The organism is Rhodococcus sp. Q1 (genome assembly GCF_004153645.1).
Taxonomy (GTDB): domain Bacteria; phylum Actinomycetota; class Actinomycetes; order Mycobacteriales; family Mycobacteriaceae; genus Rhodococcus; species Rhodococcus gordoniae.
This window is the reverse complement of record NZ_SDMJ01000005.1, coordinates 94,120-108,789: the sequence shown is the minus strand read 5'-3', so window position 1 is coordinate 108,789 and position 14,670 is coordinate 94,120. Positions and strand designations below refer to the sequence as shown.

Below are 14,670 nucleotides of genomic sequence, written 5' to 3'. Positions count from 1 at the left end.
CGCTACCGGAACCGCGCACGACCCGTATGGAAGGTGTTCTCCCCATGTTCCCCGACATCCGTCCCCGCCGGCTGCGCAGCACCCCTGCCATCCGACGGCTGGTGGCAGAGACCTCCCTCGAACCCCGCCATCTCGTGCTCCCGATGTTCGTGGCCGACGGCCTCGACGAACCGCGCGAGATCGTGTCGATGCCCGGGGTGTACCAGCACACCGCCGATTCGCTGCGCAAGGCCGCGACCGAGGCCGTGGCCGCCGGTGTCGGCGGACTGATGCTCTTCGGTGTGCCCCGGCCCGAGGACAAGGACGCCCGCGGCTCCGCGGCGAGCGATCCCGACGGTGTGCTCAACCGCGCACTGCGTTCGTTGCGCAGCGAACTCGGCGACTCCACGGTGATCATGGCCGACACCTGCCTCGACGAGTTCACCGACCACGGTCACTGCGGCGTGCTCACAGGTTCCGGTGTCGTCGACAACGACGCGACGCTCGAGCGCTACGCCGAGATGGCCGTCGCGCAGGCCGAGGCCGGAGCCCACCTGCTGGGGCCGAGCGGAATGATGGACGGGCAGATCGGTTTCCTCCGGTCCGCTCTCGACGAGGCCGGACACACCGAAGTCGGGCAGCTCGCCTACTCCGCGAAGTACGCCTCGGCGTTCTACGGCCCCTTCCGCGACGCCGTCGGCTCGTCCCTCGAAGGCGACCGCCGCACCTACCAGCAGGATCCGGCGAACCGCCGGGAGTCGATGCACGAGGTGGATCTCGATCTCGCCGAGGGCGCCGACATGGTGATGGTCAAGCCGGCGATGTCGTATCTCGACGTGCTGCGCGAGGTCGCCGACCGTTCGCCCGTCCCGGTGGCCGCCTATCAGATCTCCGGGGAGTACTCGATGATCAGCGCGGCCGCGCAGAAGGGCTGGATCGACCGCGACGCCGCGATCCTCGAATCGCTGGTGGGGATCCGGCGTGCCGGCGCCGACATCGTCCTCACCTACTGGGCCGCCGAGGTCGCGGGTCGCCTGTCATGAGTTTTCCCGCTCCGCCCGTCGGGCCCGGTCCCGCGGCGAACCGTCCCGTCCCCGGAGACGTCACCACCGCCTACCAATTGTGGTGTGGGGTACTCGCTCTCGCCGTCGTGAGTTTGGCGGCAAGTCTCGCCGATCTCCTGAGCCGACGCGACGAACTGCTCGATCTCATGTCCACGATGGCCGCCGATCAGGCCGTCGAGGGCATCACGACGGAGCAACTGGAGTCGGCAATCCCGGTGCTGGTCGTGCTGACCGCGGGCATCGGGCTGGTGATCGTCGGACTGCTGTACCTGGTGGTCCGGCAGCTGCTGAAGGCCAAGAACTGGGCCCGGATGCTACTGACCCTGCTCGGTGTGTTCATGTCGCTGTCGACCCTGCCCACCGTGTTCGGTGTGGGCGTCGGAGAGGGTGGCGCGGGCTGGATACTCGGTGTGGTGGGCATTCTGCAAGCCGTCGCGACCGTCGGAGCGATCGTGCTGATGCACCGGCGCGACGCCAACCGATTCTTCCTGCGGCTGCCGGAAGAATAGACGTACCACTCGGTTTCGTCGCGCGCGGCGGAAGAGTACGGTGGGCTCACCATGTGGGTCCGAAGGCCCTTCCCGTCGAGCGAAAAGGACGTCATGCAGCTGGAACCGCGGCCCTATGGGCGCCGTCGCGAATTGGTGTTGATCGCTCTCATCGCCGTCCTCGGCCTGGTGACCACGGTGCTGCTCGTGATCCCCGGCGCGTTCGCCGCTTGACCGGTCCGTCCCCGTCCGAGGCAGCCGAGCCGCTGTTCCACGAACCCGGCGCGCGATGGCGCACCGTCGCCATCGGCCCGGTCTTCTGCATGGTGGCCCTCGTCGTCGAACTGCTCACCGGCCCGGTCGTGCACTGGGCCGCGTTGCCGATCCTCGCGATCGTGCTCGCCGGTTTCTCCTACGTCATGGTCGTGGCGGCCCGCCGGCACGTCAGCGTCGAACTCACGTCCACGGCCCTGCGGCAGGGCACCGAGGAACTGCCGGTCGCCGAGATCGAGGCGGTGCTGCCGCCGCCCGCCGACCGCGGGGAACCGAAACGATGGGAAACCGCCCGTAGCCTCGGCGAACTGTCCGACGTGCCACGCGGACGCAAGGCCGTCGGACTGCGCCTGACCGGAGGGACGTTCGTGCGAGCGTGGGCGAAGGACGCCGACGAGCTTCGAGCTCGGCTCGGCGAGCTCGTCGGCGATCCCGGTCAGACCGAGACGTCCTGAGGCGGAACGACCGCTCCCTCACGTTCGAGCATGGCCGAGCCGAGCAGGTACTCGGGCACACCCAGACCCTCCACGAGCGTCAGCGCGTGCGGGCGCAGGCTGCGGCACCGCTCGTTGATCCCGCGCGTGACCGCCTTGGCCCGTTCGACCGACAGCAGTCGGTGTTCCATGAACCACGCCTTGTCCTCGTCGATGATCGTCAGCGCGTAGAGATCGCACAGTTCCGACAGCAGGTCGCGGGCGGTCTCGTCCGTGCAGTCCTCGATCGCGGCGACGAACGCCTCGAGCACGACCCGGTCGATGTGCGCGCGGGCGGCGTGCAGCACGTGGTCCTGTACGAAGTTGAAAGCGTCGAACGGATTGTCCTCGCGCTTCATCGCGCCCTGCAGACGCCGGGCGGCGGTGGACAGCAGGTACTGCTCACGGTCCTCGAACATCGTCACCTGCGTGCCACGGTCGAAGAGGCTGCCGTCCTCCTCGTTGTCCTGGCGGGTGTCGACGATCGTCTGGATGATCTGCTGCGCCGCCGTGCGCTTCTTGACGATGTCGGAGATCGTGGTGGCGGCGAACCGCATCCACTCCACCGGGCTCATGCCCTGCACCTCGTCGGCGTAGGCCGTGAGCAGTTCCTTCGCGACCAGCTGGGTCAGGACGTGGTTGTCGCCCTCGAAGGTGGTGAACACGTCCACATCCGCGCGCAGCGCCGTGAGCCGGTTCTCGGCCATGTACCCGGCACCACCGCAGGCCTCGCGGCACTCCTGGATCGCCCGCGACGCGTGCCAGGTGTTGGCGACCTTGAGACCGGCCGCGCGGCCCTCGAGTTCGCGCTGCTCCTGCGCGTCGAGTTCCTGCAAGGACGTCGACTGCAACCGGTGCATCGTCGTGAGCAGCTCGTTCTGCGCGAAACCGAGCGCGTACGAGCGGGCGATCAGGGGGAGCAAGCGCCGCTGGTGGACGAGATAGTCCATGATCGGAACCTCGTCCTCGCGCCCCGGGGCGTCGAACTGACGACGCTTCTCGGCGTAGCGGGTGGCGATGGACAGCGCGACCCGCGCGGCAGCCCCCGCCGACCCGCCGACGGTGATCCGGCCGCGGACGAGGGTGCCGAGCATCGTGAAGAACCGCCGGCTCGGGTTGTCGATATCGGAGACGTACGTCCCGTCCGGTTCGACGTCCGCGTACTTGTCGAGCAGGTTCTCCCGCGGGACGCGCACCCGATCGAAGACGATGCGGCCGTTGTCGACACCCGGCAGACCGCCCTTGTATCCGCAGTCGGAGGTCGTCACACCCGGCAGGTCGTGGCCGTCCTCGTCGCGGATCGGGACGACGAAACAGTGCACACCGTGCGTCTCACCCTGCGTGACGAGCTGGGCGAAGACGGCCGCGAACCGGGCGTGCTGCGCTGCGCCACCGATGTAATCCTTGCGGGACGACGGGGTGGGGGAGTGGATCACGAACTCCTGGGTGTCCGGATCGTAGGTCGCCGTGGTCTCGAGCGACTGGACGTCGCTGCCGTGGCCGGTCTCGGTCATCGCGAAGCAGCCGAGGACGTCGAGATCGATGAGTCGTCTGACGTACTTCTCGTGGTGCCGCTCGGTGCCGAGGTTCTCGATGGCACCGCCGAACAGCCCCCACTGCACGCCGGCCTTGACCATCAGCGACAGGTCGGACATCGCGAGCATCTCGATGGAGGCCACCGCACTGCCCGCGTCGCCCATGCCGCCGGATTCGACGGAGAAGCCTGCCGCGGCGTACCCGTGCTCGGCCAGGAGGCGCATCTGCTCGAGTGCGATGGCGCGGGCCTTGTCGGTCTCGGGGGTGTAGTGCGGTGCGAACTTCTCGTGCGCGAGATCCGTGCGTGCGCGTTCGCGGGCTTCGTGCCACGCACCGTCGAGAGCAATGCGCAGATGTTCGGCTGTGGTCGGCATGCCTCAGACGATAGGTGCGGCATGTCACTCACGGTGTCCCTTTTTCCTGGTACGGGAGAAAAAACACATCAGGTTTGATCACCCGTGTTTTTGGCAAATCTCGCGAAACTACGGACACTGGAAGTCGTGACTGCGACCCCCGATGCTTCGTCCACCCACGACACTCGATCCGCCGCACTCTTCCACCGGGCATCGAAGGTGACACCGGGGGGCGTCAACTCTCCGGTCCGCGCGTTCGGATCGGTCGGCGGCAATCCCCCCTTCTTCGCGTCGGGATCGGGTCCGCTGCTCACCGACGTCGACGGCAATACCTATGTCGACCTGGTGTGTTCCTGGGGTCCGATGATTCTCGGGCACGCTCATCCCGCCGTCGTCGAGGCGGTCCGGTCCACCGCCGTCGCCGGTCTGTCGTTCGGTGCACCCACCGAAGGTGAGGTCGAACTCGCCGAGGAGATCGTCGCTCGCATCGCGCCCGTCGAGCAGGTCCGGCTCGTCAATTCCGGCACCGAGGCGACCATGAGTGCGGTCCGCCTCGCGCGCGGATTCACCGGACGATCGAAGATCGTGAAGTTCGCCGGCTGTTATCACGGTCACGTCGACGCCCTGCTCGCCGACGCCGGTTCCGGTCTCGCGACCTTCGGTCTGCCCACCTCACCGGGGGTCACCGGTGCCCAGGCCGGTGACACCATCGTCGTCCCCTACAACGACCTCGACGCCGTACGCGACGCCTTCGAAGCGAACCCCGGCGAGATCGCGGCGGTCATCACCGAGGCTGCCGCCGGCAACATGGGAACGGTTCCGCCGGTGCCCGGCTTCAACGAGGGCCTCCGCGAGCTCACCCGCGAGCACGGCGCGCTGCTGATCATGGACGAGGTGATGACCGGCTTCCGCGCGAGCCCGACCGGCTGGCACGGCATCGACGGTGTCTCCGGCGACCTGATGACCTTCGGCAAGGTCATGAGCGGTGGTCTGCCTGCCGCGGCCTTCGGCGGTCGCGCCGACGTGATGGCCCATCTCGCCCCGAGCGGCCCGGTCTACCAGGCCGGCACCCTCTCCGGTAATCCTGTCGCCGTCGCCGCCGGCCTCGCGAGCCTGCGGGCCGCCGACGCCGACGTCTACGCCGCACTGGACCGCAACGCCGAGACCCTCGGTCGCCTGCTCGGCGAGGCTCTGGCCGCCGAAGGTGTGCCGCACCGCATCCAGAACGCCGGCACTCTGCTGAGCGTCTTCTTCACCGATGAGCCGGTGACGAACTACGACCAGGCCAAGGCTGCGCAGACCTGGCGGTTCCCGGCCTTCTTCCACTCTCTGCTCCAGCGTGGCGTCTATGCGCCCCCGAGCGCCTTCGAGACGTGGTTCGTCTCGTCCGCGCTCGACGACGACGCGTTCTCGCGGATCGCCGATGCCCTGCCGCACGCCGCCCGCGCGGCTGCGGCGGCGACCGCGCCGTAACCCCACCGCGTTCCCTGCCGACGAACTCCCGCCCCTTCCACACCCCTCGAGGAACAATCGACGTGACCGACGCCGCCCCGTCCGAGACCCGCACGATCGTGCACGTGCTCCGCCACGGAGAGGTCCACAACCCCTCCGGCATCCTCTACGGTCGCCTGGCCGGATTCCGGTTGTCGGTGACCGGCGAAGCGCAGGCACGAGCGGTCGCGGCCTCGCTGGCCGACCACGACATCGCGCACGTGGTCGCATCGCCGCTCGACCGGGCGCAGCAGACGGCCGCTCCGATCGCGGAGAAGCACGGACTGCAGATCCGCACCGACGAGAACCTCATCGAGGCGGCCAACGACTTCGAGGGCCTCAAGGTCTCGGTCGGCGACGGTGCGCTCGCCCGGCCCCGGCACTGGTGGAAGCTGCGCGATCCGTTCACGCCGTCGTGGGGGGAGCCCTACCTGCAGATCGCCCACCGCATGCTCGCCGCCGTCAACGCCGCGCGCGTGGCCGCGGCGGGACGCGAAGCGGTGTGCGTGAGTCACCAGCTTCCGGTGTGGACGCTGCGCCGGTTCCTCGAGGGCGAGCGCCTGTGGCACGATCCGCGCCGCCGCCAGTGCAGCCTCGCGTCGCTGACCTCCCTGGTCTACGAGGGCGACACCCTCGTCGACCTGGTGTACTCCGAACCGGCCGGCGCCTCCGACCCCAACGTCCACGGCGCATGAGAAGAGTGCTCCGGGCGGCCGTCGTTGCGCTCTGCGGCGCCGTTCTTCTCACCTCCTGTGCCACCGGCGACGACGCCGTCGCCACCGGCGGAACGTTCGACTTCGTCTCGCCCGGTGGGCAGACCCGCATCTTCTACGACCCCCCGGCCGAGCGCGGCACCCTCGGGGAACTGTCCGGGGAAGACCTCATGAACGAGGGCGAGACCCTCTCCCTCGACGATTACGAGGGACAGGTGGTCGTGCTCAACGTGTGGGGCCAGTGGTGCGCCCCCTGCCGCAGCGAAGCCGACGATCTCGAACGGGTCTACGAGGCCACCAAGGATCTCGGGGTGCAGTTCCTCGGCATCAACGTGCGCGACAGCCAGCGCGACAAGGCCCAGGACTTCGTGACCGATCAGCGGATCGGCTATCCGTCGATCTACGACCCGCCGATGCGCTCGCTTCTCGCGCTCGGACGGAACTATCCGACCTCGGTGGTGCCGACGACGGTCGTGCTCGACCGGGAGCACCGGGTGGCCGCGGTGTACCTGACGGAGTTGCTCGCCGAGGACCTGCAGCCGGTCGTCGAGCGGGTCGCGGCAGAGCCGGAGACGGAGCGGTGATGACGATCCTGGCGTCGGGTATCGGCGAGACCTTCCAGAACGCGGCCCTGTCGGGTCCGTTGCTGCTGGCGATGGGCGCGTGCCTGCTCGCCGGTCTCGTCTCCTTCGCGTCGCCCTGTGTGGTACCGCTCGTTCCCGGTTATCTGTCCTATCTCGCCGGGGTGGTGGGAGCCGAGGCTCCGGCCGTGACCGCCGAGCAGGCCGGTACCCGTACGACGACGCTCCGCAGCGACGGACGGCTCCGGGTCGCCGGTGCTGCCGCACTGTTCGTCGCGGGCTTCACGGTGGTGTTCGTCCTCGCGACGGTCTCGATCTTCGGTGCGATCTCCGCGCTCGCCGTCAACCGTGAACTGCTCATGCGGGTCGGTGGTGTGATCACGATCGTCATGGGTCTGGTCTTCCTCGGCCTCGTGCCGGCTCTGCAGCGCGACACCCGGCCGACCCCGCGCCGCATCTCCAATCTGGCAGGAGCGCCGCTGCTCGGCGCGGTGTTCGCGCTCGGGTGGACCCCCTGCCTCGGCCCCACCCTCGCGGGGGTGATCTCGCTCGCGGCGGGTACGGAGGGTACGACCGCAGCCCGTGGGGTCGCGTTGATCGTCGCGTACTGCCTCGGCCTGGGACTGCCGTTCGTCGTGCTCGCCCTCGGTTCGGCGCGGGCATTGCGGGGAGTCGGCTGGCTGCGGACGCACGCGCGTACCGTGCAAATCGTCGGCGGCCTGATGCTCGTGGCCGTCGGTATCGCTCTCGTCACCGGCGCATGGGACCTGTTCGTGTCCTGGATCCGTGACTCGTTCATCTCGGAAGTGACTCTGCCCGTATGACCGCGACACACACCCCGACGCCCGCCCCGCAACCCTCGCCTCCGCCCCGGCAGAGCACGGCCGGACGTGCCGCCGCGCTCGTCCGGAACACCTGGCGCGGCCTGACGTCGATGCGGACCGCCCTGGTCCTGTTGTTCCTGCTCGCCCTCGCCGCGATCCCCGGCGCGCTCCTGCCGCAGCGCAGCCTCAACAACCAGAAGGTCGACGAGTACATCGCGGCACGTCCGGCCCTCGGCCCGATCATGGACCGGCTCGAGCTGTTCGACGTCTTCGGCAGCTTCTGGTTCACCGCGATCTACGTGCTGCTGTTCGTCTCGCTGGTCGGCTGCATCCTGCCGCGTTGCGTCGAGCATCTGCGCGCCCTGCGGACGCCGCCGGTCCCCGCACCCCGCAACCTGAAGCGTCTTCCGCATCATGTGCAGACCACAGTGGCCGAGACCCCCGAGGCGGTCCTCGAGCACATCCAGGGGCAGTTGCGCGGATGGAAGATCGCGCGTCGCGAGGGCGGTGCCCGGGAGCGCGACGGCGAGATGACCCTCTCCGCCGAGAAGGGCTATCTGCGCGAGGCCGGCAACCTGGTCTTCCACATCTCCCTCGTCGGACTGCTCGTCGCGGTCGCCGCAGGCAAGCTTCTCGGCTACGAGGGTCAGCGCATCCTCGTGGCGAACGGTCAGGAGTTCTGCACGACATCACCGGCGTCCTTCGACTCCTTCCGGGCCGGTCTCACGCTCGACGGGACCGGACTGAACCCGATGTGCGTACGGGTGCACACCTTCGCCGCCGACTATCTCGACAACGGGCAGGCGGAGATGTTCACCTCCGACATCGAGTACCAGTACGGCGACGATCTCGTCACGAACACCTGGCGCGACGCGCAGTTGAAGGTCAATCATCCGCTGCGCGTCGGCAGCGACCGTGTGTACCTGCAGGGCCACGGCTACGCTCCGACCTTCACGGTCACCTGGCCGAACGGTGAGACCCGTACCGAGACGCTGCAGTGGGCACCGGACGACGCGACGACCTTCCTCAGCAGCGGCGCGATGCGCTTCGACCCGCCCGGCGGCATGTTCCCCGACGCCGACGAGCGCCGGAAGAACCAGATCGCCATCGAGGGACTGTTCGCGCCGACGGCGTCGTTCCACGGCACACTGCTCACATCGATCTTCCCGGCGATGACGGACCCGGCCGTCGCCATCGACATCTACAAGGGCGACTCCGGTCTCGACACCGGCAGCCCGCAGTCGCTGTTCTCGCTCAGCAAGGAACTGATCAATCAGGGACGCCTCGTGAAACAGGACCGCGTCAACCTGCGTCCGGGGGAGAGCGTGACACTTGCCGACGGCACCGAGGTGCGGTTCGACAAGGCCACCGACTTCGTCAACCTGCAGGTCTCCCACGACCCGGTTCAGCAGTGGGTGCTGGTCGCGGCGATCTCCATGATGATCGGCCTGCTCGTATCGCTGCTGGTCAAACGACGCAGAGTGTGGGCACGCGCGTACCCGGACGGTACAGTGATCGACGGTGAACGACGAACCGTAGTAGAGCTCGGCGGCCTCGCACGAACCGATCAGGCCGGATGGGGAGACGAGTTCGACCGTCTGGTCGAGCGCCTTCTCGGCGACAACGCACCTTCCGCCCCGGCGGCACAGGAGAAGAAGAACTGATGACACAGAACGACACCCTCGCGCGGTACAGCGACTGGGCCTTCGAATCGGCGTTCGCGGTGCTCGTGCTGGCGCTGGTGCTGCTCGTCGCCGAGTACGCGACCCACCGGGCCGACCTGGTGGCGCAGCGGGAACGCGAACTCGTGGCCTCCGGCACCCGATCGGCCCCTGCCGGACCGGGACGGATCGACCAGACCCCCGGGCGCACCCTGTCGCAGCGTGTCGGCAACATGGGACGCGCACTGGTCGTCGTGGTCGCCGGACTGCAGGTCACTTCCATCGTGCTGCGCGGCCTGGCCACCGAGCGGTTCCCGCTGGGCAACATGTACGAGTTCGTGGCGATGGCGTGCGCCGCCGCTGTGATCTTCGGCCTGGTCGTCCTGCGCAGGCCGGCCTACCGCACGATGTGGGTCTACCTGCTGGCCCCCGTCCTGATCCTCATGTTCCTCGCGGCGACGGTGCTGTACGCCGACGCTGCTCCCGTGGTTCCCGCCCTGCAGTCGTTCTGGTTGCCGATCCACGTGACGATCATCAGTGTCGGCAGCGGCATCTTCCTCGTCTCGGGCGTGGCGAGTCTGCTGTTCCTTCTGCGGATCCGCTTCCCGAAGGGCGAGGAGCACAGCGGAGTGTTCGCAGCGCTCGCGGAGCGTCTGCCGGACGCCCAGACCCTCGATCGGCTCGCCTACCGCACCACGATCATCGGGTTCCCGCTCTTCGGTGTCGGCATCATCCTCGGTGCGATCTGGGCCGAGGCGGCATGGGGACGGTTCTGGGGATGGGACCCGAAGGAGACGGTCTCGTTCATCACATGGGTGGTCTACGCCGCCTATCTGCACGCCCGCGCGACCTCCGGATGGCGTAACACCCGTGCGGCCTGGATCAACGTCGTCGGGTTCGTCGCGATGCTGTTCAACCTGTTCATCATCAACATGGTGGTCTCGGGCCTGCACTCGTACGCCGGGCTCAACTGAGGCTGCTATCGTCCCCCCGTCGTCCGTGACAGTCGACGGGGGGAGAACGCGGTGGATGGGTCCGGTATCGAGTCGTGGGGGCTCGACGGGAACGCTCTGGATGCGACAGCGCTGGATTCGTCGCTGTTGGTACGGCCGGTCGCAGCCCCGCCGCGGAAGGGCTGGCGGCGGGTGGTCCACCGGGCGACCGGTGGTCGCGTCCACGTCGGGGAGAGTTTCCGGCAGCAACGCAAGGACGAGCTGGCCGAGCGGGTCCGTGCACCGTTGTACGGCTGCCATCGGATCGCCCTGCTGAGCCTCAAGGGCGGGGTGGGGAAGACGACCACGACGGTCACCCTCGGCTCGACCTTCGCAGAGCTGCGCGGTGATCGGGTCGTCGCGGTCGACGCGAATCCGGACCGGGGCACGCTGAGCCAGAAGGTGGCCGACCAGACTCCGGCCACCGTGCGCACACTGCTGCGCGACCAGGCACTGCTCGAGACGTATGCGGACGTCCGCGCCTACACCTCGCAGAACACGCACCGTCTCGAGGTGCTCGCCTCGGACACCGACCCGGCGGTCTCCGAGGCGTTCAGCGCCGGCGACTACGAGCGGACGCTGGGCCTGCTCGACCGGTTCTACAGCATCGTGCTCACGGATTGCGGGACCGGACTCATGCACTCGGCCATGAGCGCGATCCTCGAGAACGCCGACACGCTGGTCGTGATCAGTTCGGGTTCGGTGGACGGCGCCCGCAGCGCCTCGGCGACGCTCGACTGGCTCGACGCACACGGTTACCGCGAACTCGTCGAGCGATCGGTGGCCGTGGTCAACGCGGTGCGGCCGGGATCGGGCAAGGTCGATCTCGACCTCGTGGTGCGGCATTTCGAACAGCGTTGCCGCACGGTACACGTCCTACCTTTCGATCCCCACCTCGAAGAAGGCGCGGAGATCGACCTGGAGCGGGTGCACAGGAGAACGCGGCGTGCCCTCCTCGGACTCGCCGCGGATATCGCAGACGGTTTCGGCGCCCAGCGGAACGAAGGCCGGTGGCGCGACGCGCAGGGACGCGACGGTTCGGCCGGTGGTTCGGTCCGCAGTGCGAGCGGTCAGTCGCCCCGCTCCTGATCGGACTCGGTCGTGCCGTCGCCGCTGCGGCGGCGGTGCACCTCGCGATCGACCTTCCACAGGAAGTCGGGATCGTCGTCCGGGCCGACCACGCGGGTCGGCGGACGAGATGCGGGACCGTACGCCTTCCACAGCAGGACGGCGAGGGTCACCGCACCGATGAGTGCCAACAAATAGAGCACGTTGCACCTCCTGACCGTGGCAGTGCCGGACGAGGATGCGCCCTCGCCGTGCACCTCCGGGCTGCGGCGCGCGCAGCACGGTTCGTCCACAGTCTATGTGTGCGGAACCGGGTCCGGCACGTGGGTTCCGCGAGTGGGCGGACGAGGCCCGGTAGGTGCACGCCGGAAGTGCGATGTGCCGACTCGAAGAGTCGTGCGTGCTCCGATCAGCGCGTTGCTTCGGTGGTGAGCGAGCGGAGGAGTGCCAGGACCTCCGACTCACGGAAGCGGCGGTGTCCGCCCGGGGTCCGCAGCGAGCCCAGTCGGCCGGCGTGGGCCCACCGGGTGACGGTCTTGGGATCCACATGGAACAGGGCCGCCACCTGACCCGGGGTCAGCAGGGATTCCTTCGCGCCGTTGAAAGTGGGTGCGCTCATTGCGAATGTCCTCCCGGTTGTCGTGATCGAGTTGTTCGACGCGATCGAGTTGTTCGATCGGGATGTCCAAGCCCATGGTGGCACCGACACCCCTGGTTGCTCGAACGGTCTACGGTTGGTAAAGCGGAAGTAATAGACAAAACGGACGGATGTCCGACTTCCGGCAATCGTCTCCGAACTCGTGGTCCCGGCGGCCGGTTAACCTGGACTGGTGAACGACGAACGCCGGAACGAACCCTCGGATACCCCTTCCCAGCGCACCCCACACCCTCGGGGCGGGGGCGCCACGGCCGACGGCCGCCGGACGGGGACCGGGTCCCTGATCCGGGACGTCGCGTTGTACTCGGTGGCCCGGCTCGCCCTCGTGGTCGTGCTCACTCTGCTCATTCTCTACGTTCCCCGTGCGTTCGGGGTGGAAATCCCGCTCCTCGTCGCCGCCCTGTTCGGCGTGCTCATCGCGCTGCCCGTCTCGCTCGTGCTGTTCTCCGCGCTCCGCCGTCGTGTCAACGAGGGCATCGCCGCGGTCGACGAGCGTCGCCGCACCGACCGAGCCGACCTCGAGAAGCGCATGCGCGGCGAGAACGGGCGGTGACCACGCCCGGAGCGGTCGTCGACCGCAGCGCAGCCCGGGACTGGGTCGACAACGCCGTCCGGCTCATCGAGGCCGACGCCCAGCGCAGCGCCGACACCCACCTCCTCCGCTATCCGCTCCCGGGGGACTGGGGCATCGCTCTCTATCTCAAGGACGAGTCGACGCACATCACGGGCAGCCTCAAGCATCGTCTGGCGCGCTCGCTGTTCCTCTATGCCCTGTGCAACGGCTGGATCCGAGAGGGAACTCCGATCATCGAGGCATCGTCCGGTTCCACGGCCGTGAGTGAGGCGTACTTCGCGCGCCTCCTCGGCCTCGACTTCGTGGCGGTCGTGCCGCGTCGCACGTCGCCTGCGAAGGTGGCGCTCATCGAGGCCCAGGGCGGCCGGTGCCACTACATCGATCGGCCGCCGGAGATCTACACCGAGGCGCAGCGGCTCGCCGACGAGCTCGGCGGATGCTTCATGGACCAGTTCACGAACGCCGAGCGGGTCACCGACTGGCGCGGCAACAACAACATCGCCGAGAGCATCTACTCGCAGATGCGCCTCGAGCGTCATCCCGTGCCGGAGTGGATCGTCGTCGGCGCCGGGACCGGCGGCACGAGCGCGACCCTGGGCCGATACATCCGCTACCGCCGGCATCGGACGCGGTTGGCCGTCGTCGATCCGGAGAACTCGGCGTTCTTCGGCGGATACGAGACGGGATCGGCCGACTACACCACCGGGATGTCCTCGCGCATCGAAGGGATCGGACGTCCGCGCGTCGAGCCGTCCTTCGTGCCCGAGGTCGTCGACCGGATGGTGCGGGTGCCCGATGCGGCATCGATCGCTGCCATGCGGCACGCGAGTGCCGCGCTCGGACGTCGCGTGGGCGGCTCGACGGGCACGAACCTGTGGGGAGCCTTCGGCCTGATCGCCGAGATGCTCGCCGCGGGCCGCGAGGGCAGTGTCGTGACGTTGCTGTGCGACGGCGGTGAGCGTTACGCCGACACCTACTTCTCCGACGAGTGGGTCGCCGCCGAAGGGATGGACCTCGCCGGGCCGCTCGCGGTGCTGGAGAAGTTCACGGCTACCGGCCGTTGGCCCCGGTAGAACCTCTGCGACCTGCGTACCTGGCGGTTGTCAATTTTCGTTGACGCACCCCCATTGTCAACCTATATTGACAATATGAGTGAAGCCACCACCCTCGCCGCTGCCGTCGCGAGTTCCGATCCCGCAGTGGGTCTACACGCCGTGCGTGCCCTGCGCCGGCTGCTCGAACGGCTCGAGGAGGTCCAGGTGGCGAACGCCCGCGAGCGGGGCTGGTCCTGGCAGGCCATCGCCGACGAACTCGGGGTCAGCCGCCAGGCGGTGCATCAGAAACACACCCGGAAGCGCAGGTGATCGACATGTTCGAACGATTCGCCGACGGTGCCAGATCCGGCGTCGTGGCAGCCCAGCAAGAGGCGATCCGTGTGCACGACCCCCGGATCGAGGCGTCACACCTTCTGATCGGGGTCGCCGTCACCGCGGACGAACCGCTCCGGGTACTGCTCGCGGAGGCCGGCCTGACGGTCGACGGACTGCGCTCCGAACGCGCCGCCCGTACCGCCGACTCGTCGCTGGGGGACGAGGACGCCGCGGCGCTCGAAGCGATCGGGATCGATCTCGACGAGGTTCGCACCCGCCTCGAGGCCGCCTTCGGTGAGGGAGTGCTCGATCGGGGAAGTGCCGACCGCCGGGGCGTCGCGCACCGCTTCGGGCACCTCCCGTTCGACCGGGCCGCGAAGAAATCACTCGAACTCGCGTTGCGAGAGGCGATCGCACGCCGCGAACGCGTCATCCGTCCCGAGCACATCCTGCTCGGGCTGCTGCGCAGCGACGATCTACCGACCACTGCTCTCGTCGAATCGCGGATTCCGCGCGACGAGCTACGGCAACTGCTGAACACGCACCTCGACGCCGCCTGACGCCGACTTCCG

At 68.4% G+C, this 14,670-nt stretch carries 17 protein-coding genes; 14 read left to right on the top strand and 3 right to left on the bottom strand.

All coding sequences use genetic code 11. From position 1 onward, the window contains the following. Positions 1-44: 44 nt before the first annotated feature. The 3 genes from hemB (at position 45) to EQ874_RS16185 (ending at position 2,259) form a co-directional block, all read left to right on the top strand. On the top strand, positions 45-1,022 hold the full coding sequence (gene hemB, locus EQ874_RS16195) for a porphobilinogen synthase (protein WP_064062771.1): 978 nt from the start codon (positions 45-47) through the stop codon (positions 1,020-1,022). Then, on the top strand, positions 1,019-1,552 hold the full coding sequence (locus EQ874_RS16190) for a hypothetical protein (protein WP_016932644.1): 534 nt from the start codon (positions 1,019-1,021) through the stop codon (positions 1,550-1,552). Before hemB ends, EQ874_RS16190 begins: the two co-directional genes overlap by 4 nt. Positions 1,553-1,761: 209 nt before the next feature. Further along, positions 1,762-2,259, top strand: a complete 498-nt coding sequence (locus tag EQ874_RS16185) for a hypothetical protein (protein WP_016932642.1) — start codon at positions 1,762-1,764, stop codon at positions 2,257-2,259. Here EQ874_RS16185 and EQ874_RS16180 read toward each other — a convergent pair. After that, the gene (locus EQ874_RS16180) at positions 2,241-4,187 is read right to left on the bottom strand and encodes an acyl-CoA dehydrogenase (protein ID WP_129977384.1); all 1,947 of its coding nucleotides are present in this window, start codon (positions 4,185-4,187) and stop codon (positions 2,241-2,243) included. The two genes, EQ874_RS16185 and EQ874_RS16180, sit on opposite strands and share 19 nt — an antisense overlap. Before the next feature lie 126 nt (positions 4,188-4,313). Between EQ874_RS16180 and hemL the strand changes: the two genes are divergently transcribed. The 7 genes from hemL to EQ874_RS16145 all read left to right on the top strand — a co-directional run bounded on the left by hemL (position 4,314) and on the right by EQ874_RS16145 (position 11,517). Next, positions 4,314-5,639, top strand: a complete 1,326-nt coding sequence (gene hemL / locus EQ874_RS16175) for a glutamate-1-semialdehyde 2,1-aminomutase (protein ID WP_129977383.1) — start codon at positions 4,314-4,316, stop codon at positions 5,637-5,639. 62 nt (positions 5,640-5,701) lie between these two features. Continuing rightward, a complete protein-coding gene (locus EQ874_RS16170) occupies positions 5,702-6,352 on the top strand; it encodes a histidine phosphatase family protein (protein ID WP_016932639.1) in 651 nt (216 codons plus the stop codon). After that, positions 6,349-6,954, top strand: coding sequence for a TlpA disulfide reductase family protein (locus tag EQ874_RS16165; RefSeq protein WP_026002952.1), 606 nt, complete (start codon positions 6,349-6,351; stop codon positions 6,952-6,954). The genes EQ874_RS16170 and EQ874_RS16165 overlap by 4 nt, the downstream gene beginning before the upstream one ends. Beyond that, on the top strand, positions 6,954-7,775 hold the full coding sequence (locus EQ874_RS16160) for a cytochrome c biogenesis CcdA family protein (RefSeq protein WP_129977382.1): 822 nt from the start codon (positions 6,954-6,956) through the stop codon (positions 7,773-7,775). Before EQ874_RS16165 ends, EQ874_RS16160 begins: the two co-directional genes overlap by 1 nt. Beyond that, a complete protein-coding gene (locus EQ874_RS16155; protein ID WP_016932636.1) occupies positions 7,772-9,439 on the top strand; it encodes a cytochrome c biogenesis protein ResB in 1,668 nt (555 codons plus the stop codon). The genes EQ874_RS16160 and EQ874_RS16155 overlap by 4 nt, the downstream gene beginning before the upstream one ends. Beyond that, on the top strand, positions 9,439-10,410 hold the full coding sequence (ccsB, locus tag EQ874_RS16150; protein WP_129977381.1) for a c-type cytochrome biogenesis protein CcsB: 972 nt from the start codon (positions 9,439-9,441) through the stop codon (positions 10,408-10,410). Before EQ874_RS16155 ends, ccsB begins: the two co-directional genes overlap by 1 nt. 51 nt (positions 10,411-10,461) lie before the next feature. Next, positions 10,462-11,517, top strand: coding sequence for a MinD/ParA family protein (locus EQ874_RS16145; protein ID WP_064062601.1), 1,056 nt, complete (start codon positions 10,462-10,464; stop codon positions 11,515-11,517). Here EQ874_RS16145 and EQ874_RS16140 read toward each other — a convergent pair. Both EQ874_RS16140 and EQ874_RS16135 read right to left on the bottom strand, forming a co-directional pair. Beyond that, a complete protein-coding gene (locus tag EQ874_RS16140) occupies positions 11,499-11,699 on the bottom strand; it encodes a hypothetical protein (RefSeq protein ID WP_016932633.1) in 201 nt (66 codons plus the stop codon). The two genes, EQ874_RS16145 and EQ874_RS16140, sit on opposite strands and share 19 nt — an antisense overlap. A 206-nt stretch (positions 11,700-11,905) precedes the next feature. Further along, positions 11,906-12,115 carry a BldC family transcriptional regulator gene (locus tag EQ874_RS16135; RefSeq protein ID WP_006552323.1) on the bottom strand — a complete coding sequence of 70 codons (210 nt, stop codon included), beginning with the start codon at positions 12,113-12,115 and terminating at the stop codon, positions 11,906-11,908. 208 nt (positions 12,116-12,323) lie between these two features. Here EQ874_RS16135 and EQ874_RS16130 point away from each other — a divergent pair, with 208 nt between their 5' ends. From EQ874_RS16130 to EQ874_RS16115, 4 genes are all read left to right on the top strand, one after another. After that, on the top strand, positions 12,324-12,707 hold the full coding sequence (locus EQ874_RS16130; RefSeq protein WP_129977380.1) for a DUF4229 domain-containing protein: 384 nt from the start codon (positions 12,324-12,326) through the stop codon (positions 12,705-12,707). Then, a complete protein-coding gene (locus tag EQ874_RS16125) occupies positions 12,704-13,801 on the top strand; it encodes a PLP-dependent cysteine synthase family protein (RefSeq protein ID WP_064062599.1) in 1,098 nt (365 codons plus the stop codon). The genes EQ874_RS16130 and EQ874_RS16125 overlap by 4 nt, the downstream gene beginning before the upstream one ends. Before the next feature lie 75 nt (positions 13,802-13,876). Then, the gene (locus EQ874_RS16120; protein WP_129977379.1) at positions 13,877-14,092 is read left to right on the top strand and encodes a helix-turn-helix domain-containing protein; all 216 of its coding nucleotides are present in this window, start codon (positions 13,877-13,879) and stop codon (positions 14,090-14,092) included. Between the two features lie 5 nt (positions 14,093-14,097). Continuing rightward, complete coding sequence (locus EQ874_RS16115) at positions 14,098-14,658, top strand: Clp protease N-terminal domain-containing protein (protein ID WP_207213560.1); 561 nt, start codon at positions 14,098-14,100, stop codon at positions 14,656-14,658. Positions 14,659-14,670: the final 12 nt, after the last annotated feature.

Coding starts and splice junctions, on each gene's coding strand:
- hemB (WP_064062771.1), top strand. CDS start 45: ATGTTCCCCGACATCCGTCCCCGCCGGCTGCGCAGCACCCCTGCCATC.
- EQ874_RS16190 (WP_016932644.1), top strand. CDS start 1,019: ATGAGTTTTCCCGCTCCGCCCGTCGGGCCCGGTCCCGCGGCGAACCGT.
- EQ874_RS16180 (WP_129977384.1), bottom strand. CDS start 4,187: ATGCCGACCACAGCCGAACATCTGCGCATTGCTCTCGACGGTGCGTGG.
- EQ874_RS16165 (WP_026002952.1), top strand. CDS start 6,349: ATGAGAAGAGTGCTCCGGGCGGCCGTCGTTGCGCTCTGCGGCGCCGTT.
- EQ874_RS16160 (WP_129977382.1), top strand. CDS start 6,954: ATGACGATCCTGGCGTCGGGTATCGGCGAGACCTTCCAGAACGCGGCC.
- EQ874_RS16155 (WP_016932636.1), top strand. CDS start 7,772: ATGACCGCGACACACACCCCGACGCCCGCCCCGCAACCCTCGCCTCCG.
- ccsB (WP_129977381.1), top strand. CDS start 9,439: ATGACACAGAACGACACCCTCGCGCGGTACAGCGACTGGGCCTTCGAA.
- EQ874_RS16135 (WP_006552323.1), bottom strand. CDS start 12,115: ATGAGCGCACCCACTTTCAACGGCGCGAAGGAATCCCTGCTGACCCCG.
- EQ874_RS16120 (WP_129977379.1), top strand. CDS start 13,877: ATGAGTGAAGCCACCACCCTCGCCGCTGCCGTCGCGAGTTCCGATCCC.
- EQ874_RS16115 (WP_207213560.1), top strand. CDS start 14,098: ATGTTCGAACGATTCGCCGACGGTGCCAGATCCGGCGTCGTGGCAGCC.